The following is a 25,900-nucleotide window of genomic DNA, read 5'->3' as shown; positions in this document are numbered from 1 at the left end:
GTACCATGCAGACAGGGACAGCTACATCTGCCTCAACGGAAGGGAACTAACTGTCACAAATGAACGCAGAAGTAAAACAATTAGCGGATATGTCAGTGTAAAAACTTATTACAGAAGCCCAGACTGCACTGGTTGTCCTTATAAAACGGAATGTATCAAGGGAAACAACTGCAAAACACCTATGGAAAAGCGCAATAAAGTGCTGATGGTTTCAAAAACAATGAGCCAGAAACTTCAGACCGGAAGAACGGGAAGTTATCTTTTTCCATTAAAAAGGGCATAGATTTTGATAGTTGAAAACAAAACAGCCTGAAATAAGGCATGCCGAAAGGGATGCCTGGGAATGAACTGCGTTTATAAAGAATGGCATCGAAAACGTGACCGATTTCGATGCCATTTGGGCATAAAGCAGGGCTACCGCCCAGCAAAAAATATTTGCTAATGCGACAGCCCCAATGTTTTATACGTTATACCCAAAGTTCAGAAAGAACCTTTTTTGTGAACCGGCGCATTTTTTCCATCATTCTTCCGGTTCTGTTACCCGGTGTCCGCGGACAAGGAGCCTGTGGGTATTTACCCCATACGGAGTACAGGTATAAAGCGTCACAAGGTCTTTTCCGTTCTGGATATAAAGTTCTTCCGTCTCTTCCGGGAGTGTTACGAGGATCTGATCCACCTCATACGTGAATGTCTCGTTTAAGACATCCAGAGTGAACCGATCTCCCACTTCCAGTTTGTCCAGGTCGGTGAACAGTTTCGCCTTCACAAGACCGTTATGGGCAGCCAGCACACAATGGGTATTTTCACCGCCCACCGGCAGGCTTGTCCCATACCAGAAACCGGCGCCCGACTGAAGCGCCCGCTCTTCCGTTCCGTGATAAATGGGAATGTGGACCCTGATCTTCGGAATGTCCACATATCCCATCATACCTGTTCCCCATGGATCCAGAAGGTGGTCAAGCTCCTCCCGTTCCTCTGCGGGAACCAGAAACTGTTCCTCTTTCTTTGCAAGTCTTTCATTGTACTCTCGGGCCGCCTGGATCATTTCTTCGCAGTCGATCCCCTGAAACCGGTCATACGCCTCAATCGCCTTGTTAAACTGATACTGATAGTACCAGTCGCAGATATGCGGGTACAGGAAAATTCCCAGTCCCAGAAGAAATATGACTGCTATGAGGATCCCGCGCCCGGTGAGCCATGAAGGTTTCCTGCCGGAATTACCGGATCCATGCTCCATTTGCGTCTACCTGATACCCATCCGGTGTTGTGGTATTCGCAAGCATTGCGCCAAGTGTTCCCTTGTCGGATGCTGTGTTGAAGTAATACCACTTGCCGTCGATCTCATGCCAGCCGGTGTACATATGTCCTCTTGTGTTGTCGTACTGAGTATGGAGATAATACCAGTTGTTGTTCCGGTATAACCAGCCGTCTTCCATCCAGCCGTCTACGTCAAAGTAGTACCAGTCGGAGCGGCCGTTCCATGTGAGGTATACCCACTCATCATGCGGGAATGTACCGTCATCATAGCAGAACCACCAGCCGTTTAATCTCCAGGTTCCTGTCGCGTCGCGGTAGCCGCCCTTTGCCTGAATTGCCGCATCTGTGTAGTATTCCGGACGGTCAAAGTCGATGGCAAATCCGTAGGTGTAGAAACCGTAGATCGTATCACCGATCTTTAAGTACTCGTTGGACGGAAGTCTTCCGTTGTCCTCTGTGAACTCGCCGCCCTCTAAGATCCAGCGACCGGACTTACCGGCTGCGTTTGTGGCTTTGCCTCTTGTGGAGGTGCCATAGTCATAATCGCTGTCATCACTGTCACTGCCGCTTGATCTCCACTTGTAAGTGATCGTGAAGGTCGTTCCATCTTTTCCTACAACATATCCAACCGGGAACTTATCCCAGGTCTGATCGCTGTAACTGCTGCTCTTTCCCTTGGATGCTGGAATATCCGCAAGCGTGAGCTTCGTTCCAACCTCAAAGGTCTTTGTGAGTTCTGTCTGACCGTTCTCTGTAAATGTTCCGTTTACAACAACGAACTTGATATCAGTATACTGCTTCTCAGGTGTCTCCGGTGTTTTATCCGTACACTTAACTGTAAATGTTACTGGAAGTTTACCTTTCTCAATAAACCATCCATTCTCATCATGTGCAAGGATCAGTGTTACAGATGTCCTTCCCAGCACTGTATGTGGTCCATTCTCCTGATTATAAGCATCTTTATATTCTGTCGCTTTCACGGTAACGATTGCTTTTGCGTTGCTTGCACTGGCGATGTTATAGCTTCCCTTAATCAGTTCGTACTCTGCATCCTGATGTTCTGCATTGCTTCCGGTATGAACAAGCACAACCTCTCCGATAAGGTCTTCCAATTCGTCCTTCGTCGGAAGTTCCGGATCCAGCGGTTCTTCCTCATCCGCACACGCTACTTCGATCGGTGCAATCTTTTCTGGTGCTTTCCATGCCTTATCCTCTGAATCCCAGATCATTTTGAAAGTCAGTCCATCAACATTTACTGGATGCTCTACTCCGCATTCCTCATTAAACATATCCACATAATATTGACTTTCAACGGTTACTTCACTCACCAAGGTTCCGTCTTCTTCAGTAACATTACCGATATTATAACCGCCTGAAATCGGATATGTTTTTGAGATTGGATTATGCTCTGCGTTCGAATTTGTGCATTTTACGATTACATCTACATCTGAAAAATCCTCTTCTGTCGGAGCAACGACAGTTTCTGTTTCACTCTTTACCCAGCGACAGTATTTGCATTTTGCTGTTACTGTACGTGTGTAGGAACCATCTGCCTGCGCAGTCCAGTCTCCATTAGTGATATTATATGCATTTTCTTTGTATCCGTCGGTGTATTTGTCATTTTCGGTATCGATCTCATGGGCGACCATCTTTCCGTCTTTCCACACCGGTTTTCCATCGATCTGTATCACCGAATTTCCCTTGTTATTACTATAATGTTTCCAAAAACCTCCATATGCAAAAAGTTTTGAACATGTATAGCTATCTGTTCCCAGCCCGCTCACTGTATTATCACCGGAAATATTTACATAATACTTATAATTTCCCATATTACTGTCATTGATATTCAGTGCACTTTTATCTTGACTGGTTGACTTTACAGTACAATCGTTATAATTTACGGTAATATCATGTTTGCCTGCACTGGCGTCCGTATATACATTGATAACTTTTCCAGATGCATTAAATGTACAATGATCAAATGTCATTACCGGGGATGAGTATGTCCAAAGCGCATAGTCTCCTTTGGGGCAGTTAAAAATCGTATTCTTAAATTCTGCCATCTTATATCCCCAGTAAAACGTCTTTCCATTAATTGTACAATCCTCAACAATGGTATTATCTGCACGGATGATTCCCAGATAATTAGCGTTTCCGCTCTGGAGTGTCATATTCTTAAATGTGACAGTTCCAGCTCCATCAAAACTGTAATCACCATTATACTCTGTACCAAAATTGGCTGGATCCGGCACTTCTGCTCCGATATTCCACCCTGTCTTATCAGCACCATTTCCGATAAAAGTCAGATCTTTTCCTCTTGTCGTATCTGTGCTATTGATTTTATACAGAGTGTATTTTCCATCTCCAAGCTTGATCTTAGCTCCACTCTCAGCAGTTTCAGCCGCTTTTTTTACAGTCTGGAATGCATTCATTTCACTCTTTCCATCATTACTGTCATTTCCGGTTTTTGCATCGACGTAATAGTCATATGTAGCTGCCGCTTCTCGCTTGATATCCTGCATGTCTGCAAGAGCGCTCCCCGGCACAGACCCAACGACCATACAGGCCGTCATGAGTGCTGCCAGAATACGTTTTTTTATTCCGCGCTTCTTCATCTCTCTTTTTCTCCTTTTTTTCGAATCGTGGATCGTAACTGTATCTCTGTCGAACAGTTACTGTGAGTCAATATTTCAATTGCTGCACACAGGATTCTTCTGCCTCTGTATGCTCACAAAACTCCTCCTTTCCCCCTTGTTCCTTAAAATTTATAAAAATCACTCCCTAAACTGCATTCTATGCAGCAGAGCTGCCCGGTATTCCTGCATTTGGAAGTGTTTTTATCAGTATTGTGATTCCCCTGCGTCCTCAGGAATTTTCTTTGCGGTATTGCGCTAAAAATGGATCATATAACCGCTTTTCCGCATCCAGACGCGCCTGAACTGCCTCCTCATAGGTTGCGAAGCTGCCAAGATTGTAGGACTTTCCCTGAAAGCCAATGGATGCTCTCCATCGGTTGTTTTCTCTTCTGTACACTCCGCGATGACCGGAAGTATTATTGGAAAATGGCTTTCTGCACGCGATCCTCTCCACACAGGTTCCGTCCATAAAATGGATGGCTTTCTTCATATTTACCTTTCTCTGTGCTTCCTGAAGACAGCCACAGCTTCTTGTGACCCCGGAACGGAGATTCTCTTTGCGGCAGATGCATTGTTTTCCACAGTCACACTGACAAAGCCAGTAGTCACTCATCCTGTCCGGACGATCCGTGCGATCACCTTCGGACGATCTGCTTTGCTCCACTGCGCCATCACGTTTTTCTGTCAGCTCCGCTGCCGGTCCCAGAACGACAAGCCTGCCGTACCGCTGTCCGGTGAGATCGAGGCGTTTTTCCTGGAGTCGGATCCGTCTTCTGCATCCACAGCTCTTCGTGTGTCCGTTTTTCAGGTGTGAATCTTGCACGGTGCATGTATTCCCGCAGTCACACCGACACCGCCAATAGGTTTTCGGTTTCCCCGGAATCTTCACTTTTTCAATTACCACGAGACTTCCGTATCGTTCTCCGATCATACATTTTTTCATTCAAAAAAGCCGTTCATGACATAATGTGTATTATGTCATGAACGGCTTGTCTGAAAAGAATTAGCATCGTTTTTACGTAGAATTTACATGGTTTTTACACTTTCTAAAGCCAATCTGAAAGAGTGTCCAGTCTGCGAATCTGCTTCCCGGACTGTATGTTTTTTGAAAATTATGTTAAAAAAACGCAAAAAAACAAAAAACCCGGAATATCCATTGAAAACAAAGGTTTTTCGTGATATTATTTTTATGTATATATATGAAAACAAGGGGGATTCGTTATGACATAATACACATTATGTAACAGACGGATCCTTTATTTTTCCTATTTGTTCCGCGTTGCCTTTCTTTCCTTCCGATATCCCCTCTTCCCTTTGGATCAGTCCCAGCTCTAAATCCTTTGCGCAGGCCTCCTCGCTTGTGATCATCGTATACCGTCTTGTTGTCTCAATGCTGCTGTGCCCAAGATAATCTGCCAGCCGCGCGAGGTCATGTTCCTTTTCGTAAAAGCATCTCGCGAAGAGATGTCTCAGATTATGCGGGAACACTTTGCTTGCTGCCACCTTTGCCTTCTCGCAGAGACTTTTCATCTCCGTCCATATATTTCTCCGGTCCAGCGGTCTCCCGTTCCTTGAGCGGAAAATACTTCCCTCCTTGATCTTCTGTTTTCGACAGTAGTTTTTCAAAAGGATCAGAAGGGACCTTGGGATCAGGATGATCCGAACTTTGCCCTTAAAGTCGATCCGTATCCTTCGCTCCTTTAGAGTCTCCGCTGTCAGATATTTCAATTCTCCGATCCGCATCCCCGTTCCCGCGATGGTCTGAAGGATGCAGAACAGGCGCTCGCGATTCTCCCGTCTCGCGGTCATAAGAAGCCTCTGGTACTCTTCGCGCGTCAGTTCCCTCTCCTCCTCGCGAAAGATCCGTCTCTGCGTTCTGCACACACGTACCCGGAGATCGTCCCGGCCGATCCAGCTCAGATATCCATTTACCGCGATCAGCATGGAATTTACGCTGGACGTCCGGTATTTTTCTACGAGGAGCTTTTTATAGTCTAAGATGATCTCCTTGCTCAGCTCCCGTTCTCCTGAAAATATCAGGAAAGTCCGCACATCCCTCAGATACTTTTCGATCGTATTTTTACTTTTCTCGCATTCTGTTAAATATTTCCCATAATGTTCCAAATCATACTTCATGAACGATTCTTCTCCTGTTCTGTCAGACTCTCTTTACCTGACATGTTTCATAATATGAAGTTTTTCATTATTTCTCATTATGGCATACTTTTCAGAAAATTACTCGTATAATCTGCCTGCAAAAGCTGATTGCAAGATTATTTTTCAAGATTCATGCATTCCACGAATACATTTCTTAATTCCAAAATTCCAGAAATTCCTGTATTTCCGACGAAATTCGACTTTTTCTCCAGGCAAGAAGGACCTCTGTTGTAAAATCGGCATCACAGACCTCACATGCTTTCAGCTTATCAGAAAGTTCCAGCATCGAAGGCGGCAGGATCGCGATCCCCATTCCCCGTTCCGCCATCGTGATCGCGGTCCTTGCATCTTCACAGGCAAGGTAGATATCGCAGACAAGTCCCGCCTCCTCAAACTTCGAGGCGATATATTTCTGAAACCGGTGGGACAGGATCAGGGGCTGTTCCGAGAGCTCCTGCAGATGCAGCGATGTGCGTCCTTTTAAAAGAGGGAACTCCGGAACTGCCATGGCGAGAAGGCGTTCCTCGGCCAGAGTTCTCGTCTCACAGCCCCTTTATACCCGTATACTCTATTTTCTTGATACAATCTCACTGAAAATCCATACTTTCTGCACTATTCGGATTCCCATCGGTCTACATGTTCTATTCCTCAATCTCCCTGCATCTCACCGCAGCCCGCGCCTTCCCCTTATTCGTGCAGGTAAACAGTGTCAGATCCCAGTCCCCGGCTTCCATCTTTTCGATGTCATAGCCGCCAACCGTCTCGATCTCCGCCACTTCATAGGAAAATACATTTCCGTCCGCATCTGTGAATACTACGGAATCGCCTGGATTCAGGCGTTTGATGCCGGAAAAGTGAGTGCGGTAATTATGTCCGGCAATGATCATGTTCTTTAAATACGCGGAGCCACTGTACCGGCAGGGGGCTTTCTTGAGCTTCGCGTCGCTCCACTCGCTGATGACCGGAAGCTTGAGCCCCAGCGCCGGAATCTCGATCATCCCCACACATTCCTGTCCGTTTACCTCCACAGTCGGCATTTCCATCTCCGGATTCTTCTTATATTCCGGCACAAGTTCCTTTTTCTCCGTCTCCAGCCGCTCCGGCAGATCTGCTGTCAGTGACTCCAGCCGGACCACCATCTCCTCTGACTCTGCTCCGGCCCGGTCTGATTCTCTTATATTATAAACAGTAAGAAGAAGAGCCGCCGCGATCAGCAGCAGCCCCGCGCCTGTTAAAATCTTCCCTTTCATAGCCTTACCATCCTGTCTTCCATATTGCATATGCTGTCTGTGTTCCTTTTCACACATTTTCATTATATCATCGGCCATTGTGAGGCACAACTGTCGTCATTGTTATTTTCTTAACGATCTTTCGCTTTTTTTACTATATTCATTGTCTAATTTGCACAAATTTGGTATAGTATACCCATGAAAAAAATCAAATCTGTTCTCCGGTGATCATATTCCCCGGAGAACAAGCCGAAAAACAGGAGGAAAACATGAAAAAGACCATGAAAGCTACCGCATTATTCTTAGCAGCTGGACTGCTGCTCACCGCGTGCGGAGGAAAAACTGATACTGCAGCTACAACTGCTGCCGCTGAAAGCGCAAAAGCTGATGCCGAGACAACTGCTGCCGCTGCTGAGACAGACGCAAAGAAGCCGTCCTTTGTATTCGTATGTACAGGACAGTTAGGTGATAAATCCTTCAACGATTCTGCAAACGCAGGTATGGAAAAGATTGCTTCCGATCTTGGCTGCGAGATAAAGGTTATCGAGATCGGCCGTGACCAGACAAAGTGGGAGCCGACATTCCAGGATCTCGCTGAGGAAGGAAAATACGATGTTATCATTTCCAACGGATCTTCCTCCGCTGAGGTCATCGAGCAGGTTGCGGAAGAATTCCCGGATCAGAAATTCGTTATGTTCGACTCTGATATGGAAGAGGGCAAGTGGCCGAACCTTTACGCGATCAGCTACAAACAGAACGAGGGCAGCTACCTTGCCGGCGTTCTCGCAGCACTTGTAACAGAATCCAAAGACATGCCAAACGCAAATGAAGACAAGAAGATCGGTTTCGTCGGCGGTTCCGAGCACCCGATCATCACTGACTTCCTTGTTGGATACATCGCAGGCGCAAAATCTGTTGACCCGGATATCAAGGTATACGTTTCCTACATCGGTTCCTGGGATGATACCGCAAAGGGTAAAGAGACAGCTATCGCCCAGTACAATCAGGGCGTTGATATTATCTTCCCGGCTGCTGAGCAGGCCGGACTTGGCTGCGTAGAGGCTGCTGCTGAGATGGGCAAATACATCATCGGCGTTGACTCTGATCAGGCAATGCTGTTCTCCGGTTCCGATGAGGCAAAGGCAAACGTGATCCTTTCTTCTGTATTAAAGAATGTCGGCGATTCCCTCGTGAGAATGGCTGAAATGGAAGAAGAGGGAACGGTTCCTTACGGCAAATGTGAATTCCTTGGTTTAAAGGAAAACGGTGCAGGTCTTGCTGACAACGAGTACTTCCAGAAGAACGTTCCGGACGAGATCAAAAAGACGATCGAGGAGAAGAAACAGGAAGTTCTCGACGGAAAGATCGAGATCCCGACAGCGCTCGGCGATGCTGACCAGAACGAAGTTCAGGCTCTTATTGATTCTGTAGCTCCGTAACTTCACCAGTACCTATTATTCAGCCACGACAGATAAAGTTTTGCTCACTGCCGGAAAATGCCGAATGTTCAACCATATCCGGCAGATCCACTCAAAACCTGCTGTGATATTTTATGTAAACCATCTGGGGAATCTTTCCAAGGCCATTGATCTTCCCAGAATATCGAGTACATCAGGGGACTTGTCAACAAGTCCCCTTGGCTTTTATAAGAAAGGAGGATCCGTATGGGCAAAGAGATCCTGAAAATGGAACATATCACAAAGATCTACCCCAACGGTGTCATGGCCAACAGGAATGTCAGCTTTTCTGTCCGGGAAGGTGAGATCCATGCCCTGATGGGTGAGAACGGTGCCGGAAAAAGTACCCTGATGAAGATCCTGTTCGGCGACGAGGACGCCACTGAGGGCGATATCATCTTCGAGGGAAACAAGATCCAGCCAAAAAGTGCCGCTGACACGATCCGTCTCGGAATCGGAATGGTGCATCAGCACTTCATGCTCGTGGATTCTCTGCGGGTATATGAGAACGTGATCCTCGGCATGGAACCGAAAAACGGGATCATGATCGACAAGGAAAAAGCGATCCGGGCGGTGGAGGAAACCGCCAAAAAGTACAACTTAAAGATCGATCCGATGGCTGTCGTCGGAGAACTCTCCGTCAGCCAGAAACAGAAGGTCGAGATCTTAAAAGTCCTGCTCCGCGGGGCGAAGCTCCTGATCTTAGATGAGCCGACCGCAGTTTTGACGCCACAGGAAACAGACGAACTCTTTGAACAGCTTCTTTTACTAAAGAAAAATGATCACACGATCATCTTCATCTCCCACAAGATCCGCGAAGTCATGCAGATCTGCGACAATATCACAGTCCTCCGTGCCGGACGGACAGTGGGATCGATCCCGGTCGCCAACGCGACAGAAGAAGACATCTCCCGCTTCATGGTGGGCCGCGATGTCATCCTGAAAATGAATAAAAAGCAGGCAGAATTCGGTGACACGCTCTTAAAAGTCACTGATCTGACCTATGAAAATAAAGAAGGACGAAAGCTCCTGGACCATGTCTCTTTTTCACTGAAAAAGGGCCAAATCTTAGGTATCGCGGGAGTTGAGGGAAACGGACAGAATGAACTCGCCGAGGCGATCTTCGGTTTCTACTCCGGTGTCAAAGGCAGTATCCTCTTTGACGGGAAAGAAATCCTTGGAAAATCCATCCGCGCGATCCGCGATGACGGAATTTCCTATATCCCCGAGGACCGTATCAAAACCGGAGCGGCCGGGAACATCAGCCTCTGGGGCAACATGATCGCAGACATCATCGACAGCCCGCTGTTAAAAAAACATGGACTTCTCAATTATAAAAATATCCATGAACGGGCAGATAAACTTATCAGCGACTTCGGCGTCCTCTGCCAGAATGACGATCAGCCGATCGGTATGCTGTCCGGCGGAAATATGCAGAAGGTCGTAGTCGCAAGGGAATTTTCCTCTGACCCGAAGCTTCTGATCGCCAACCAGCCGACCCGGGGCATCGATGTGGGTGCCAACGAGTTTATCTGGAAAAAGATCATTGAACAGCGCGATGCCGGAAAGGGCGTTATCCTGATCTCCGCGGACTTAAACGAGATCATGGAGCTCTCCGACAGCATTCTCGTCATGTGCGGCGGACAGGCTGCCGCCTACTTCGAGGACGCGAAAAAAGTAGATGAGTTCGAGCTCGGAAACTACATGCTCGGGCTGAAACATCAGGAGGTATCGGAATCATGAAACAGAAAAAACCTCTATCATCTTATGTAGAAATGCTGCGGACCATGATTGCCATCCTGATCTCCCTGATCATCGTCTTCGCGATCATTCTCCTGATCAGCAGCCAGCCCCTCTCCGCTCTCGGAGACTTTATTTTCGGACCGCTGACCTCCGTCCGCCGTTTCGGAAACGTCATCGAAGGTATGACACCGTTAATGTTTACAGGACTTGCGGTCATCATCCTCTTCAAACCGGGGCTTTTCAATCTGTCCATGGAAGGCGCGTTCTTTATCGGCGCCGTTGCTGCCTGTGCGGCTTCCCTGGGACTCGGACTTTCCGGAAAAACGGCACTGATCGTAGCCATGGCGGCTGCGGCGGTCGCAGGCGGATTTATCTGCTTTATCCCGGGCATCATGAAAGTAAAGACCGGCTCCAATGAGCTTGTAACTTCCCTGATGCTCAATTACACCTGCCTGTACGTCGGGCTCTGGATCATCACCACCTTCTTCTATGATCCGACCCAGAACTCCAACTATTCCTACAAATTTCCGGAAGGATGCGCTTTAAGCAAGATCATCACCGGCACGCGTATCAACTCCGGTACGATCATCGCCCTTGTGACTGTCCTTGTGATCTGGGTCATCGTAAACCGGACACCCTTCGGCTTTAAGGCAAACCTTGTGGGCGAAAACTTCAATATGGCAAACTACGCGGGCATCAACTCCGGCCTCATAATCATCCTGACCCAGATTCTGGGTGGTATGCTGGCGGGACTCGGCGGCGCTGCGGAGCTTTTCGGCATGTACCAGCGCTTCCAGTATTCCGCACTCCCGGGCTATGGCTGGGACGGTGTTCTGATCGCCATCGTCGCCAGACGGAAGGTACAGTATGTCCCGTTCGCAGCACTGTTTTTATCTTACCTGCGGATCGGCGCGGATATCATGTCCAGAAATTCCGATATCCCGTTTGAGATCGTAAACATCATTCAGGCAGTCATGGTCCTTCTGATCTCCGCCACCGCGATCCTCAGCGGATATAAGAAGAAACTCATCATCAAAGAGACAAAAGAATTCGAAGCTGCAGCGAAAAAGGAGGTACAGGCATGAATATCTGGAGTGTGATTCTTTCCCCTGACTTCCTCTTTACCTCGGTCCGTGTGATGACTCCGATCCTGTTCGCGGCCATGGCCTGCATGGTCTTCGTGAAAGGCGGCATCGATCCCATCGGAACTGAGGGAATCATGTTAAGCTGTGCCCTTGCTGGACCTGTCGGCGGTTACTTTACCCACAGCGCTCTGGGCGGCGTGATATTCGCAATGGCAGTCGGCGTGGTGCTGGCTTTCGTGTTTGGTTACTTTACACTGATCCTGAATACAAACCCGGTGCTCGCCGGAATTGCGTTAAATACTTTGTCCGGCGGTCTCACAGTCTTTACGACCTATTATCTGACCGGAAATAAAGGTTCCACCCAGAGTTTAAAGAGTCCGGTGATGCCGGAGATCAAGATTCCGCTTATCAAAGACATCCCGGTTCTCGGTGCCATTATCTCCGGACATAATGTCCTGACTTATCTCGGGCTGATCCTCGTGGTCGTCCTCACAGTCTTTTTCTGGAAGACTACCGTCGGGCTGCGGATCCGCGCTGTCGGTGAGAATGAGAGTGCCGCAAAATCCGTAGGCTTAAACGTCATGAAATATAAGTACATCGCCCTTCTCATCGCCGGCTGTCTCGCCGGGATCGGCGGAGCATACATGTCCATGGGTTATGTTTCCTTCTTCTCAAGAGACATGATCGCCGGACGTGGATGGATCGGAATGGCGGCGGAATCCATGGGTCTCGGTATTCCATGGAAGATCGCCTGCTCGGTACTGATCTTCGGTATGGCAGATTCACTGGCCGTACGGCTTCAGATGTTAAATCTGCCGTCCCAGCTTATTCAGACGATTCCTTACGTGGTTACGATGATCGCGATCGGAATTTATTCGAAGAGAAGTATGTCGAGGAAAAAGAAAAGTTGATGGTCTTATCTGCGACAGAACCGGGAAGGAACATTTACAGTTGAAATGAAGGAGATTCTTTATGAAAGCATGGGAATTTGAACATAAGTTGACGGCGGACGCCGTTCCGCCGGAGCTTCACGACGACAATGAGGCGGACTGGATGGCCTACACGGAAGCCGGCCGCGCCTCCGACAAACAGCTTTTCCACGACTGGGACAATAAGGTTCCGGGATCCAAAGCGCCCTGCGACGTGGTGATCGCCGCGGTGCAGAGCATGCACAACCGTGGATATGATGTGACGGAAGCTGAGAAATTCATGGAGGAAGGCCTGAAGGCGTCCGAGGAAAAGGACGGAGCAGCGATTCAGGTGGCTACCGCGAAGATCTTCCACGCACTGAATGAAGCGCCGAAGGATCCCGCCTCCCCTTACTGGAGCTACAACACCTACCGCACCTTCGCGGATGTAGAAAAAGAGGCTGATTTCGGCCCTGCAGCGCCCTATGACGTCTTTTCCGATGACTTTGCAAAGAAAGTCACCGCAGGATGGATGGGACAGCTCATCGGCGGCTGCCTTGGAACCCAGATCGAAGGTTATACCACGGAACAGATCCGCAAACGCTTCGGCGAGGTCTACGGATATCTCCGCCGTCCGGAGACATACAATGATGATATCACCTACGAGATCGCCTATCTCGACGGATTCATCGAAAAAGGCTATGACATCACGCCTGCCGACGTTGCCTACAAATGGCTGGAGCTGATCTCCGACGGATATTCCGCCGAGAAGACGGCCATCGAAAATCTCCGCCGCGGGCTTCTTCCGCCGGAGAGCGGCACAACAAACAACTACTTTTATGACTGGATCGGAGCGCAGATGCGCACCCCGCTTCACGGAATGTTAGCACCCGGAAACCCGAAACTCGCAGCGAGACTCGCCGCGGACGATTCGATCGTCTCCCACTCCAACAATGGCATGCTGGGCGGGATCTTCAACGCCCTGCTCACCTCCCTCGCTTTCACGGAGGACCATATCCGGACCGTTGTTGAGAAAGCGGTGGACATGATCCCGCATAAGAGCGAATACTACGCAGTCGTAAAGCATGCGCTGGATCTCTGCAAGGAAAATTCTTCCTGGGAGCCGGTATGGACGGCCTGCGAGGAGCGCTACAAAGAGTACAACTGGATCCACGCCTATCCGAACGCAGCCGCCGAAGTTATTGCCCTCTGGTTCGGAAATATGGACTTTAAGGAGACCTGCCACATCATCGCCATGGAAGGTCAGGATGCGGACTGTACTGCAGCCCCGGTACTGAACGCACTGGCGATCATGATCGGTCTGGAGGTCATCGATGACAGCTATATCAAGCCCATCGGGGACAGGATCCTCACGACTATGAGACGGTATCAGGATTTCAAGATCGCTGAGCTTTGTCAGTGGACAACGGAGGCGGTGAGAAATGCGGTGAAGAAACAGAAGTAATACGGTTGAGTTTTTGAAACATCTTCTGTCGCTCGGATATTGGTAAGTCAAGCGGATATTCGCAATCCGCTTCGCTACTTGCTCATAACCGAATAACTGCTCCGCAGTTTATCAGAAGGAGCTTGCACTCCTCCTGATACAAGCAAGTCCCCACCCACTGCTTATTGCTTTTCGCAATTGAAGCAGGGGACTTACTTGATTCGGTTAAAAAACAGGCTCATTTGATTTCTGGATTTATATCAAATGGGTCTGTTTTTTTAATTATTTCTTCAATTTTTCTCAGTCCTTAAATATCTCCTTCAGCCTCTTCAGCAGCCCTTCCTCATCATTCTTCCCGATCACCATCGGTGCCCGTCTCCGCACATTCTCCGGCGCATTTCCCATCGCCGCGCCAAATCCTGCCGCACGCATCATGGAAAGATCACTCTCGCCGTCACCGAAGGCCGCTGCCTCTTCCGGGGAAATTCCGAGTTTTCCACAGAGCGTCTTCAAACCTTCCGACTTTTCCACGCCCGCTGCCGTGATCTCCAGATATTCCGGGTTGGATGCCGCGGACTGAAGATCAGAGAAATCTCTTGCCAGAACCGCCGCCAGCTTTGTCATCACGTCCGGATCTCCCATGAGGAGAAATTTATGAATTCCGCCTTCTGTTTCAAATGTATCTTTAATAGATCCAATTTCAGCCGGAAATCCCACGATTTTCTCTTCCCGCTGCTCTCTCCAATCGTCCCGGTCATCCACGATCCACTTCTCGCCGCCGAAAGTATTGCAGGCAACAGCCGGAAAATCCTTATCCAGCATCGCCTTCAGTTCCAGTGCCCGTTTTAACGGAATCATCTTACTGTAGATCTCATTTCCGTCATCATCAAGGATCAGCCCGCCGCAGAACGCAATGATCGGTGCATGATTCCCCAGCATTCTCTTAATGACCCGCACGCCTTCCGGTGACCGCGCGGAAGTCAGGATAAACGGGATTCCCTTCTTCTCAAGATTCAGGATCATCTCCTTCGTCCCCTCCGTGATCTGTCCGTCCGACGTCAGCAGCGTGCCGTCGATGTCACTGAATACGATTTTGCAAGTTTTTTCTTTTTCCATCTTTATCTCCATATTTTTGATGTTTATCCGTTGTATTTCCACACCAATACGACCGCCTGACGCAGTCCGCAGCTTCTCGCGAATGCGCCTTCTCCTATCCCCGCTGCAAAATACTCCTCTCGTTCTCCCGCACTTTCCGTGCCAGCAGCGTATACTGTCTGATCTCTTCCTCTGTAAAATTTCCAAACTTCGCCTGATAGTAATCGTTCTCCGCCGCCTCAAGATCCGGGATCACAACTTCTGATGCCGGAAGAAGTTCCAGTCGGATCTTTCGTTCTGTTCCCCGCCTTCTCGGAAGCTCCGTTACCTCCACCATCTTTTTCGCGGACAACCGCTGGACCGCCACCGCGAGGTCTCCGCGGCTAAGATCCATAAGATCCGCAAGATTCTTTCTGCTCAGTTCATGGCTTGCATCCTTCAGATATAAAAGCAGGGAAAGTTCCTCCATTGTCATATCATGCTTCAATGCCGCCGACTCCAGATATCTCTCCAGAAGTTTCCGGTCCCGGTATTTATCCACAATGATCCCATCATCGGAGATCACCTCCTGCAGCGCACTGCTCCGCTCCTCTCCGAGCTTCCGGTTTCCGGGGATCGATGCCGGAAAAACAAAGCCGTCCTTCGCTGCGTCCACCAGAAAATGGTACACCTGAAGCCGGTTTTTCTCATAATCCTCTTCGTCCAGCACATGCTTATAAAAGTTGTTGTAGTACTCAAACATCATAAGCTTCATCTTCACAGTCTTCGTGATGCTGATCTTCTGGTTCACCAGCGAACCTTTTGTCTTTACATAATAATACACCGGTGTCCTCAGCGCATAGAATGTCTCTGCATAGCGGACATATTCCAGATTGAACATGAAATCCTCACACCAGCTGATCTCCGCATCCATCCGGATCCCGAAGCGGTTTACGAGATCGCGCCGGTACAGCTTATTCCACAGCACTCCATAGTAATAATCCGCCGGATTCTCCATCATAAACGACGCGAATTCCTCCCGGTCGATCACGCAGTCTGACTCGATGTCCCCTTTTCTGGATACCATATCCCCAACGACACGGTAAAAATCGGAGATCACCATATCACAGCCATGTTCCTCTGCCGCCCGGACCATAAGCTTTGTCGCATCCGGCGTCAGCCAGTCATCACTGTCCACAAACTGGAGATATGTTCCCTTTGCCCTTTCAATTCCCTGATTTCTCGTGTCTGAAACCCCGGAATTTTCTTTGTGGATCACCACCACACGCTCATCCGTCTTCGCATACGCATCACAGATCGAGCCTGACATATCTCTGCTCCCATCATCTACGAGAATCAGTTCAAAATCTCTATATTCCTGTCCGAGAATACTGTCCACACAGCGGTTCAGGAATTTTTCCGCATTGTAGACAGGAACAATTATACTGACGGTCGGTTTCATTCTCCTCCTCCATTCTCTATAATAACCTGTTGGAATATCTCCTATGAAATAAATTTACTATACGATCTATCATATCATATTTTTCTCACAATACGCGATTTATTTTTTTTAATTCTCTTGACTTTTGAAAATCTGTGACTATAATAAAGGTCAGTTTCAAATATTTCCTGCGATGATGGGAACGCTCTTAACGAAGGCCTTTCAGAGAGCAGCTGGCTGGTGAAAAGCTGCAGACACCGCGTTACAGACAATCCTCCCGGAGCTAACCACTGAAAGTGTTCCAAGTAGGCTGGTTCGGTTTACACCCGTTAACGTGTTGCCTGTTTACTTTTCCGCACTAAATGAGCCGGAAAACGACGGGATCGAGAGGCTGTTTTTACAGCAAAAAGAGTGGTACCGCAGAAGTTTCGCTTCTGTCTCTTTAACAGAGACAGGAGCTTTTTTATTCTTCAGATTCTTACTGCGAGGGGCAGTTAAGATATATTGTAAACAACATATTTTTAAATGATTCAGGAGGTCATTATGAAAAAAAGTGCAAAATTATTATCTGCTGTAATGGCAGGCGCTATGGTACTTTCCATGGCTGGATGCGGTTCTTCCAGCAATTCTGCAGAGACAACTGCTGCTGCCGCTGAGACAACAGCCGCTGCTGCTGATTCTTCCGCTGCTGAAAGCAAGGAAGCGACTTCAAACACAGACGCAACCGTAATAAAGCTTGGTACGACCGTAAACGAGCAGGACAGTTTCCAGGTATGTGCTGAGAAATTCGCTGAGCTCGTAAAAGAGCGCACAAACGGCGCCTACGAGATCGAGATCCATCCGAACGGAGCTCTCGGCGACGAGCGTACCATGCTTGAGAGCATGCAGATGGGTACTCTTGATATGGGTATCATCACAAGCGGTCCGTTCGTAAACTTCTCCAGCGCTATGGGTGTTCTCGATATGCCGTTCCTGTTTGCAAACAACGAGGAAGCTTACAAAGTCCTCGACGGTGAGATCGGTAAAGAGCTCCTTGGAACACTTGAGGATGCTGACTTAAAGGGACTTGCTTACGCAGAGCGTGGTTTCCGTAACATCACAAACAGCAAGAAACCGATCACAAACGCAGCAGACGTTGCAGGCTTAAAGCTCCGTGTCATGGAGAACGATGTTTACACAGCAACATTCAAAGCTCTTGGTGTAAACGCAGTTCCGATGGCATGGTCCGACGCTTTAACAGCTCTTCAGCAGGGCACCATCGACGGCGAGGAGAACCCGATCAACGTTATCTACTCCTACAAACTCTGGGAGTCCCAGAAATATGTAACACTTGACCGTCATTCCTACTCCACAGCGATCATCACAATGAGCAATGACCTCTTCAAATCCTTACCGGAAGATGTTCAGACGATCTTCGAGGAATCCGCTCAGGAAGCTGCTGAGTACGAACGTCAGTGGGTTGCTGATCAGGAAGCTGACCAGCTCCAGGAGATCAAGGATCATGGTATGGAAGTCGTAGAAAACCCGGATGTTGACAGCTTCCGTGCTGCTGTTCAGAGCGTATACGATGCATATCCGGATTACGCTGACTACATCACAAGAATCCAGGATGCTTTAAAGTAATCCCGGTTTCTGGATCGTAACTTTTTGTGCTGATATCCGCTGGCACTGCTTTCGCAGTCGGAATTTCAGCATGTGATCTGACCCGGCTGCCCAGGATCTCCTGTGCAGCCGGTCCCATCTTAAACACATTTCATGGTTACTGTTCACGATAAGCATTTTCCACACCTGCAGGACCTGCCGCCGGCGTCCCCTTACAGACGCATGGCTGCGGAAAACGCCTGTCGTGAGCAGTAACCGCTCAGGATTTAAAAAGGAGGAAACACCATTGGCTTTCGTTAAAGGTTTTCATAAACTCAGCGATGTCCTGGACACCTTATGTTCCTACATCATCGTTGTCATGCTCGGCGCCATGGTCATCATCACCGGCGCCCAGATCGTCTGCCGTATGGCATTTACCGCTCTCTCCTGGAGTGAGGAAGCAACCCGTTATCTTTTAGTCTGGTCCTCATTCTTAGGTGCAAGCTGTGTATACAAACACAGCGGCCATATCTCCATCACCTTCATCCAGGATATGGTTCCGGCCGCATTCAGTAAGATCTTAAAACTTCTCGTCCATGTGATCTGCTGCATCCTCTTCGTTGTTGTGATCATCTATGGAATGAAATACTTCGGAAAACAGGGAAATCAGCTGTCCGCAGCGATGCGTCTTCCCATGAAATACATTTACCTCTGCATCCCGGTCGGATGCGGCCTCATGTTCGTCCATGCAGTAGATGCAGTTCTCGGACTCTTATTCGGAAAGGAGGAGGCATAAAATGGCAGCATTATTATTTATTTCCTTTATCGTTCTGCTCCTGATCGGTGTTCCGGTCGCATTCGCGATCGCAGCCGCAGCTCTCCTCGTTCTCTTAAAAGGCGATGTAAAGCTCCTGATCCTCGTGCAGCGTATGTTCGCCAGCACCGATTCCTTCTCCCTGATCGCGGTTCCGTTCTTCATCTTTGCCGGTGATCTTCTCGCAAAAGGTAAGGTTTCCAAGGTGCTCGTTGAGTTTGCTGAGTCTCTGCTCGGTATGTTAAAGGGCGGTCTTTCCATCGTATCCGTCCTTGCAGGTATGTTCTTCGCAGCGATCTCCGGTTCCGGTGCCGCTACAACAGCAGCTGTCGGCGCGACTCTGATCCCGGAGTTAAAGAAACGTGGTTATCGTGAAGACTCCGCGGCTGCCCTGATCGCAGCTGCCGGAACGATTGGTGTCGTTATCCCGCCGTCCGTTCCGATGGTCCTTTACGCCGTTATCTCTGAGGACAGTGTCAACACCCTGTTCCGCAACGGTTTCATCCCGGGTGCTTTGATGGGTGTGATCCTCGTTGCGATCTCCCTCTACCAGGCACGCAAGTTTAACTACCCGAAGGGAAAGCCTTTCTCCGTAGGAAATGTGCTCCGCACCTTCAAGGAAGCGATCTGGGGAATCTTAATGCCGCTCATCATTCTCGGCGGAATCTTCTCCGGTTACTTCACACCGTCTGAGGCGGCTGCCGTAGCGGTTATCTACGCGATCTTCGTCTCCTTCTTTATCTACCGCGACCTTGATTTCAAGGGTCTCGTTGAGATCATGAAGGGAAGTGCAAAGACATCTGCCGTTATCATGATCATCATCGCATGCAGCGGTCCGTTCGGCTGGGTTCTCGCAAACTACAAGATCCCGGAAGCCATCGCAAGCGGAGTATTGGGAATCTCCACAAACAAGTATGTGATCATGTTCCTGATCTCCCTGATCATCCTGCTCGCCGGAGTCTTCATGGAGACCTCCTCCGCGATCATTATTCTTTCCCCGGTGTTCCTGCCGCTTGTCAAGGCCATGGGAATCAGCACCGTACATTTTGGAATCCTGTTCGTAGTTGGTATCGCCATCGGTATGATCACACCGCCGGTTGCCATCAACCTCTTCGTTGCTTCCGGTATCACGGGACTTCCGATCGAACGGATCTCCAAATCTGTTATCCCGTACCTGATCGGACTGATCATCGTATTCTTCATGATCGTATATGTTCCGCTTCTGATCCCGGGACTTATGTAATCGTATAAGAAATCATAATACGCAAAAAAAGTCCGCCAAACCTTTCGATTTGGCGGACTTTCTATTTCCCCATTCACAAGCCGCTCTCTGCAGCTATATCTTTTTGCAGGACCTGCGCCAGGCTGTCACTCCGGACAAGTTTCCCGGAAAACTAAACTGCCTGCGCTTCCTCCAGTGTGGTTGTCTCGTACTTGTCGAGGATCACTCTCTGGATCATGTCCCGTGTTCCGGAATTGATCGGATGGGCGATATCGCGGTATTCGCCGTCAGCAGCTTTTCTGCTCGGCATCGCGATAAACAGGCCTTTCTCCCCTTCAATGACCTTAATATCGTGGATCACAAACTCGTTGTCCAGTGTAATGGACACGATCGCCTTCATCTTTCCCTCTTTCTCAATTCTTCTCACACGTACATCTGTTACCTGCATAATAACCTCCCCCATCTGCGCTCCCCGCAGATTTTATGTAATCACCGGCCAGTCAATATTTGAATGCCTGTCTTTCTGCCTTTGCCGCACCGTCCGGAATATCCCGTCTCCGAACTGCGGCACCCTTTTTACAGGGTATATCTCTCGTTCTTCTCGATGACGATCTTCACATCGTCCGGTTTGCCGATATACGTTGTGTTAGCACGGATCGTGTCGCGGCTCTCAACGATGCAGTTCTCAATAACGGTATTATCCCCAATATACACGTCATTTAAGATCACCGAGTTCTTGATGATACAGTTGTTTCCGATATAGACCTTCTTAAACAGAACTGAATTCTCTACCGTTCCGTTTAAGATACAGCCGCTGGATACTAGGCTGTTCTTCACGGACGCGCCCGGATTGTATTTTGCCGGCGGAAGATCATCCACCTTGGAATAGATATCCGGATACTCCTTAAAGAAGTAGCTGCGCACTTCCGGTTTTAAGAAGTCCATATTGGTCTGATAGTAAGCATCGACGGATGCGATGTTGTTCCAGTATGTATTCAGCTTGTACGCATAGATCCGCTTGAGGCCCTTGTAGCGTACCAGAATGTCCTGTACGAAGTCATATCTGTCCTCGTTCGCGCAGCGCTCGATAAGCTCGATCAGCTGACGGCGGCGGACAACATAGATACCGCAGGAGATCGTATGGGAATCAGCCACCATCGGCTTCTCCTCAAACTCAACGATCCGTCCGTCCGCGTTCGTCTTCACCATACCGAAGCGGGTCACATCCACATCGCCCGGCATGTCCTTGCAGACAACCGTGATATCGGCTTTCTTTTCGATATGATATTCCAGGACCTTATTATAGTCCAGCTTATAGATACCGTCTCCGGCAGCGATCACTACATATGGTTCGTGGCTTCTCTTTAAAAAGTCCAGATTCTGGTAGAGCGCGTCTGCTGTTCCGCGGTACCAGTCGCTGTGCTCCGCCGTGATCGTCGGAGTGAATACATACATTCCGCCCTGTTTTCTTCCGAAATCCCACCATTTGGAAGAGCTTAAATGTTCATTTAAGGAGCGGGAATTATACTGTGTCAGTACGGCAACGCTCTGGATATGAGAGTTGCTCATATTGCTTAACGCAAAATCCACGCTTCGGAAACTGCCCGCGATCGGCATCGCCGCGATCGCTCTCTTATTGGAAAGTTCGCGCATCCGCTTGCTGTTTCCGCCTGCTAAAACAATACCGATTGCTCTCATACGATTCCACCTGCCTTTATAATGTAGCCGCCACTCTCAAGCTCGCCGTTCGGATAATCTTCCGCAGCCGTCGCGCCTGAAATTGCTGTATTCTTGCCGATCTTTACGTTTTCCGGAATTACGGAATGTTCGCCGACCGTAACAAGATCAAACTGGTAAACCTTCTGGTCGTATTTGCTCGGTGCGTATTCGCCGACGCCAAGGTGTGCCCCAGCTCCGACCTTTACGTCCTCGGCAATAATGGACTTTTCGACCACAGCACCTTTTCCGATCACGCTGTCCTGCATGATGATCGAATCCTTGACCACGGCACCCTCCTCGATCACAACTCCGGAACCGATAACGGAATTCGTCACCTCACCGTAGATCTCAGAACCCTCTCCGATGATACATTTTGTGATCTTTGCGTCAGAAGAGATATACTGCGGCGGGATACGGTCGCTCTTTGTGTAGATCTTCCAGTATTCCTCATACAGGTTGAACTCCGGAATAATATCGATGAGCTCCATATTTGCTTCCCAGTAGGAACCGAGGGTTCCGACATCTTTCCAGTAGCCATTGTACTCATATGCAAAGATCCGTTTGCCCTGCTCGAAGCAGTACGGGATCACATGCTTTCCAAAGTCACAGCCCGGCTCTTCCGAAAGCTTGATAAGAGCTTCCTTTAATGCCTTCCAGCTGAAGATATAAATACCCATGGAAGCGAGGTTGCTTCTCGGATTCTTCGGTTTTTCCTCAAATTCCGTGATCCGGTTGTTGTCATCCGTGATCAGGATTCCGAAACGGCTTGCTTCCTCGATCGGTACCGGCATAGCGGCAATCGTGACATCCGCATTATTCGCTTTGTGATATTCCAGCATGACCTCATAATCCATTTTGTAGATGTGGTCACCGGAAAGGATCAGAACGTATTCCGGATTGTAGGACTCCATGTACTCCAGATTCTGGTAGATCGCATTTGCGGTTCCAGTATACCAGTCGCTGCCTTTGCTTCTCTCGTAAGGCGGAAGAACCGTAACGCCGCCGACGTTGCGGTCTAAGTCCCACGGAATACCAATTCCAATGTGCGCGTTTAAACGTAAGGGCTGGTACTGGGTCAATACTCCCACAGTATCAACACCAGAGTTGATGCAGTTGCTGAGCGGGAAATCAATAATTCTGTACTTTCCGCCGAAGGAGACGGCCGGTTTTGCCACTTTCTGTGTTAACACACCGAGACGGCTTCCCTGTCCTCCTGCCAACAGCATCGCTATCATCTCTTTTTTTACCATGATATCACCTCTTGCTGCTCTTTTTGTCCCATACACTAGTTTCTTAGATGGTGACTCTATTATAACATACTTTTTAGAAGATGTGAACAAACTTTTCATCCTTTCAATCCCAATTTTATGTATATTCTGACATTTTTTTCTTTTTGTACGATAAGCAATACAATACCTATGTTTCTGCTTGGTTACATAAGTACCAAAAATGCTGATTCAAAATTGTATAAACCTATTAATATGCAGAATTAAAGGAAAAGAGTAATGACGTATCACAGAATCTATGTTAATATAGTAGATACACTACCTGTGCGGGGGATTTCACAGGCAGAGAATATAATTATGGGGGAATAAGCCATGGAGAAAAAAAAGGGCTTCCAGATGCCGCACACTTACATCATCATTTTTGGTGTCATTCTGTTCGCGGCTCTGCTCACCGTATTTATTCCGTTGGGTAAATACGACACAAAAGAAATCACGTATATGCAGAACGGCGTGGAAAAAACAAGAACCGTTCTGGATCCAGAAAGCTTCCAGTATATTCTGGATGAAAACGGAAATAAGGTGACCAAAGCAGCTCCGATCTTCGGGACCGAAGACTTTGGCGGTCAGGGAATTTTAAACTATGTATTCGAGGGTATGACCGTCGGCGATAAGAATGGTACCGCTGTCGGGATCATCGCCTTCATTCTGGTCGTAGGCGGTGCCTTCGGTATCGTTCTCCGGACAGGAGCGATAGAAAGCGGCATTATGCGGGTCATCGCTTTGACAAACGGACGAGAGATCCTTCTGATCCCGATCCTCGTAGTCCTGTTCTCCCTCGGAGGCGCAGTCTTCGGTATGGGTGAGGAGGCGATCCCGTTCGTTATGATCCTCGTACCGATGTTTATCGCAATGGGATATGACGCAGTTGTCGGAATTATGTGCTCCTACGTATCTACACAGATCGGCTTCGGTTCTTCCTGGCAAAATCCGTTCGGACTGGCTGTTGCCCAGGGTGTTGCCGGTATTCCGGTCATGTCCGGTGCATGGTTCCGTATCCCATTATGGATCTTCTTCACAGGACTTACGATCGTCTTCACAATGCGCTACGCAGTAAAGATCAAGAAAGATCCGCAGCTCTCCGTTGCGTATGAATCTGACGAAGAATACAGAAAAGAATTCGCAAAGAACGGCAAAGAGATGCCGCCGTTCACTCTCGGCCACAAGCTTGTTCTCCTCACGGTCGCTGCCTGCATGGTATGGACGATCTGGGGCGTTGTAAGCGAGGGCTACTATATCCCGGAGATCGCTTCCCAGTTCTTCGTGATGGGTCTTGTTTCCGGTATCATCGGCGTTGTATTCAAGCTGAATGACATGAAAGTAAATGATATCGCAAAATCCTTCGACCACGGTGCTGCCGATCTTTTAGGCGCTGCAATGTGTGTCGGAATGGCACAGGGTATCATCATCATCCTTGGCGGCACAAGCGCAACCGATGGTACAGTCTTAAATACGATCCTTCACAGCATCAGTGACGGAATGCAGAATTTCCCGCCGGTAATCTCCGCATGGTTTATGTATATCTTCCAGTCCGTGTTCAACTTCTTCGTTGTATCCGGTTCCGGACAGGCTGCCCTTACCATGCCGATCATGGCTCCTCTCGCCGATCTTGTCGGTGTCGAGAGACAGGTTGCTGTTGTTGCGTACCAGCTTGGTGATGCCTTCACAAACTTCATCGTTCCGACCTCCGGCTGCCTCTTAGGCGCGCTGGCTGCGGCAAAGCTCGACTGGGGCAAATGGGCAAAATTCCAGATCAAATTCCAGGCTGTCCTGTTTGCATTCGGATCCATCGCTGTGATCCTTGCCGTTGTGATCGGTCTCTCATAAAAACCGGTCTGCCCTCGGTATCAGCCATCTAAAGCTCATTCAGACGTAACACAAACTCCGTATCATCCGCGTGACTCGATCGCGGATAATACGGAGTTTTTTTGAACGCTTCCCGATGAGATCAGATGAAGGACCTAACCGCCTCAAAAAGACTTTCTTCATTGGAAAAATTATGATAAAATTTACTGAATAAAAAAAGAATGTGCCTTTTTATGTAACGGGGAATTTCCTGTTACATAAGAACCGGCCGCGATACCGGAGAAAGGAGCTTTTAATGATCGAATCCAGTACGCCTGCCATGAAGGGGGAAAAAACAAAATACCGTCTCGCCGCAGCCATGAAGGAATGCATGAAGACAACTCCGGTCGATGCGATCACTGTCCGCCAGATCACAGAGCGCTGCGGCGTCACCCGCCAGACCTTTTACCGGAATTTTCTTGATAAATCTGACCTGATCAACTGGTATTTCGACAAGCTCCTCGCCCGCTCCTTTGAACATATGGGGCGCGGGACCACGGTCCTTGACAGTCTGGAGAAAAAATTTACATATATTCAGGAGGAAAAGACGTTTTTTGCCGCCGCCTTCCGCTATGACAGGCAGAATTCCCTGCGGGAGCATGATTTTAAGCTGATCCTCGCCTTTTATGAAAATCTGATCCGGGAAAAAAGCGGCAGACCGGCCAGCCCTGAGATCCATTTTCTTCTGGAAATGTACTGTCAGGGCTCGATCACCATGACCGTAAAGTGGGTTCTCGGCGGCATGGACCTGACCCCGTCCCAGTTTGCCGGGCTTCTCGTCCACGCGATGCCGGCAGCATTGCGGGATCTGTTTCTTGAGCTTCATCTGCTGTCCTGATCTATTGTTATTTTGCACAATTTTTCTATGTCTTTCTTTTGCAATATGTCGATTTTCCTTAAAGTGTTACACTTTGCCTTTTCTGTAACTTTCTTTTTGCTCTTCAAATTTGTTAATATAATAACAAAGGCACAGAAAGCTTTTGAGAGCAAGTATTCATGGAAGGA

At 48.6% G+C, this 25,900-nt stretch carries 21 protein-coding genes, 1 pseudogene and 1 other annotated feature; of the genes and pseudogenes, 11 read left to right on the top strand and 11 right to left on the bottom strand.

Translation table 11 applies throughout. The annotated features are described in order from the left end of the window. The coding region (locus GPK90_RS16460; protein WP_215703473.1) for a transposase at positions 1-283 on the top strand (283 nt) is incomplete at its 5' end. Positions 284-520: 237 nt separating this feature from the next. Here the strand turns inward: GPK90_RS16460 and GPK90_RS16455 are convergent. From GPK90_RS16455 to GPK90_RS16430, 6 genes and pseudogenes are all read right to left on the bottom strand, one after another. Next, positions 521-1,237, bottom strand: coding sequence for a class C sortase (locus GPK90_RS16455; RefSeq protein ID WP_215703472.1), 717 nt, complete (start codon positions 1,235-1,237; stop codon positions 521-523). Continuing rightward, on the bottom strand, positions 1,218-3,872 hold the full coding sequence (locus tag GPK90_RS16450; RefSeq protein WP_215703471.1) for a hypothetical protein: 2,655 nt from the start codon (positions 3,870-3,872) through the stop codon (positions 1,218-1,220). The genes GPK90_RS16455 and GPK90_RS16450 overlap by 20 nt, the downstream gene beginning before the upstream one ends. 250 nt (positions 3,873-4,122) lie before the next feature. Next, positions 4,123-4,824 carry an AP2/ERF family transcription factor gene (locus tag GPK90_RS16445; RefSeq protein ID WP_215703470.1) on the bottom strand — a complete coding sequence of 234 codons (702 nt, stop codon included), beginning with the start codon at positions 4,822-4,824 and terminating at the stop codon, positions 4,123-4,125. A gap of 305 nt (positions 4,825-5,129) precedes the next feature. Further along, complete coding sequence (locus GPK90_RS16440) at positions 5,130-6,029, bottom strand: tyrosine-type recombinase/integrase (protein ID WP_215703469.1); 900 nt, start codon at positions 6,027-6,029, stop codon at positions 5,130-5,132. Between the two features lie 175 nt (positions 6,030-6,204). Continuing rightward, positions 6,205-6,588, bottom strand: a pseudogene (locus GPK90_RS16435) (LysR family transcriptional regulator substrate-binding protein); the annotation flags it as partial. A gap of 103 nt (positions 6,589-6,691) precedes the next feature. Continuing rightward, on the bottom strand, positions 6,692-7,300 hold the full coding sequence (locus tag GPK90_RS16430; RefSeq protein ID WP_215703468.1) for a sortase: 609 nt from the start codon (positions 7,298-7,300) through the stop codon (positions 6,692-6,694). A 248-nt stretch (positions 7,301-7,548) separates the two neighbouring features. Between GPK90_RS16430 and GPK90_RS16425 the strand changes: the two genes are divergently transcribed. The 5 genes from GPK90_RS16425 (at position 7,549) to GPK90_RS16405 (ending at position 13,937) form a co-directional block, all read left to right on the top strand. After that, on the top strand, positions 7,549-8,718 hold the full coding sequence (locus GPK90_RS16425; RefSeq protein ID WP_178592376.1) for a BMP family ABC transporter substrate-binding protein: 1,170 nt from the start codon (positions 7,549-7,551) through the stop codon (positions 8,716-8,718). A 225-nt stretch (positions 8,719-8,943) separates the two neighbouring features. Next, positions 8,944-10,479 (top strand): ABC transporter ATP-binding protein, encoded by a 1,536-nt coding sequence (locus tag GPK90_RS16420; RefSeq protein ID WP_215703467.1) that lies wholly within the window; start codon positions 8,944-8,946, stop codon positions 10,477-10,479. Then, a complete protein-coding gene (locus tag GPK90_RS16415; RefSeq protein WP_215703466.1) occupies positions 10,476-11,564 on the top strand; it encodes an ABC transporter permease in 1,089 nt (362 codons plus the stop codon). The genes GPK90_RS16420 and GPK90_RS16415 overlap by 4 nt, the downstream gene beginning before the upstream one ends. Beyond that, a complete protein-coding gene (locus GPK90_RS16410; RefSeq protein WP_252197549.1) occupies positions 11,561-12,475 on the top strand; it encodes an ABC transporter permease in 915 nt (304 codons plus the stop codon). Before GPK90_RS16415 ends, GPK90_RS16410 begins: the two co-directional genes overlap by 4 nt. A 61-nt stretch (positions 12,476-12,536) precedes the next feature. Next, positions 12,537-13,937 carry an ADP-ribosylglycohydrolase family protein gene (locus tag GPK90_RS16405; protein WP_215703465.1) on the top strand — a complete coding sequence of 467 codons (1,401 nt, stop codon included), beginning with the start codon at positions 12,537-12,539 and terminating at the stop codon, positions 13,935-13,937. Between the two features lie 279 nt (positions 13,938-14,216). Here GPK90_RS16405 and GPK90_RS16400 read toward each other — a convergent pair whose 3' ends face one another. Both GPK90_RS16400 and GPK90_RS16395 read right to left on the bottom strand, forming a co-directional pair. Further along, the gene (locus tag GPK90_RS16400; RefSeq protein ID WP_215703464.1) at positions 14,217-15,032 is read right to left on the bottom strand and encodes a Cof-type HAD-IIB family hydrolase; all 816 of its coding nucleotides are present in this window, start codon (positions 15,030-15,032) and stop codon (positions 14,217-14,219) included. A 94-nt stretch (positions 15,033-15,126) separates the two neighbouring features. Then, on the bottom strand, positions 15,127-16,452 hold the full coding sequence (locus tag GPK90_RS16395; protein ID WP_015553026.1) for a glycosyltransferase: 1,326 nt from the start codon (positions 16,450-16,452) through the stop codon (positions 15,127-15,129). 163 nt (positions 16,453-16,615) lie between these two features. Beyond that, positions 16,616-16,876, top strand: a binding site (T-box leader). A 98-nt stretch (positions 16,877-16,974) separates the two neighbouring features. Here GPK90_RS16395 and GPK90_RS16390 point away from each other — a divergent pair. The 3 genes from GPK90_RS16390 (at position 16,975) to GPK90_RS16380 (ending at position 20,069) form a co-directional block, all read left to right on the top strand. Beyond that, positions 16,975-18,054, top strand: a complete 1,080-nt coding sequence (locus GPK90_RS16390) for a TRAP transporter substrate-binding protein (RefSeq protein ID WP_215703463.1) — start codon at positions 16,975-16,977, stop codon at positions 18,052-18,054. 265 nt (positions 18,055-18,319) lie between these two features. Further along, positions 18,320-18,808 carry a TRAP transporter small permease gene (locus GPK90_RS16385; protein ID WP_118651365.1) on the top strand — a complete coding sequence of 163 codons (489 nt, stop codon included), beginning with the start codon at positions 18,320-18,322 and terminating at the stop codon, positions 18,806-18,808. Between the two features lies 1 nt (position 18,809). After that, on the top strand, positions 18,810-20,069 hold the full coding sequence (locus GPK90_RS16380; RefSeq protein WP_118531140.1) for a TRAP transporter large permease: 1,260 nt from the start codon (positions 18,810-18,812) through the stop codon (positions 20,067-20,069). Positions 20,070-20,220: 151 nt separating this feature from the next. On the opposite strand, the gene spoVG is transcribed toward GPK90_RS16380, so the two are convergent. From spoVG to GPK90_RS16365, 3 genes are all read right to left on the bottom strand, one after another. After that, the gene (gene spoVG / locus GPK90_RS16375; protein WP_015553023.1) at positions 20,221-20,496 is read right to left on the bottom strand and encodes a septation regulator SpoVG; all 276 of its coding nucleotides are present in this window, start codon (positions 20,494-20,496) and stop codon (positions 20,221-20,223) included. 128 nt (positions 20,497-20,624) lie between these two features. Beyond that, positions 20,625-21,746 carry a glucose-1-phosphate adenylyltransferase subunit GlgD gene (glgD, locus tag GPK90_RS16370; RefSeq protein WP_215703462.1) on the bottom strand — a complete coding sequence of 374 codons (1,122 nt, stop codon included), beginning with the start codon at positions 21,744-21,746 and terminating at the stop codon, positions 20,625-20,627. Continuing rightward, complete coding sequence (locus GPK90_RS16365) at positions 21,743-23,017, bottom strand: glucose-1-phosphate adenylyltransferase (protein ID WP_021905186.1); 1,275 nt, start codon at positions 23,015-23,017, stop codon at positions 21,743-21,745. Before GPK90_RS16365 ends, glgD begins: the two co-directional genes overlap by 4 nt. A gap of 348 nt (positions 23,018-23,365) precedes the next feature. On the opposite strand from GPK90_RS16365, the gene yfcC reads away from it, so the two are divergent. Next, positions 23,366-24,877, top strand: a complete 1,512-nt coding sequence (gene yfcC, locus GPK90_RS16360; protein ID WP_015553020.1) for a putative basic amino acid antiporter YfcC — start codon at positions 23,366-23,368, stop codon at positions 24,875-24,877. Between the two features lie 274 nt (positions 24,878-25,151). Further along, on the top strand, positions 25,152-25,733 hold the full coding sequence (locus tag GPK90_RS16355) for a TetR/AcrR family transcriptional regulator (RefSeq protein ID WP_215703461.1): 582 nt from the start codon (positions 25,152-25,154) through the stop codon (positions 25,731-25,733). The last annotated feature ends 167 nt before the right edge of the window (positions 25,734-25,900 follow it).

Origin of the sequence: Clostridium sp. MCC344, from assembly GCF_018785365.1 — a bacterium.
Taxonomy (GTDB): domain Bacteria; phylum Bacillota; class Clostridia; order Lachnospirales; family Lachnospiraceae; genus Pilosibacter.
Note: the sequence above shows the minus strand (reverse complement) of the source record. Positions and strands in the feature narration are given on the sequence as shown.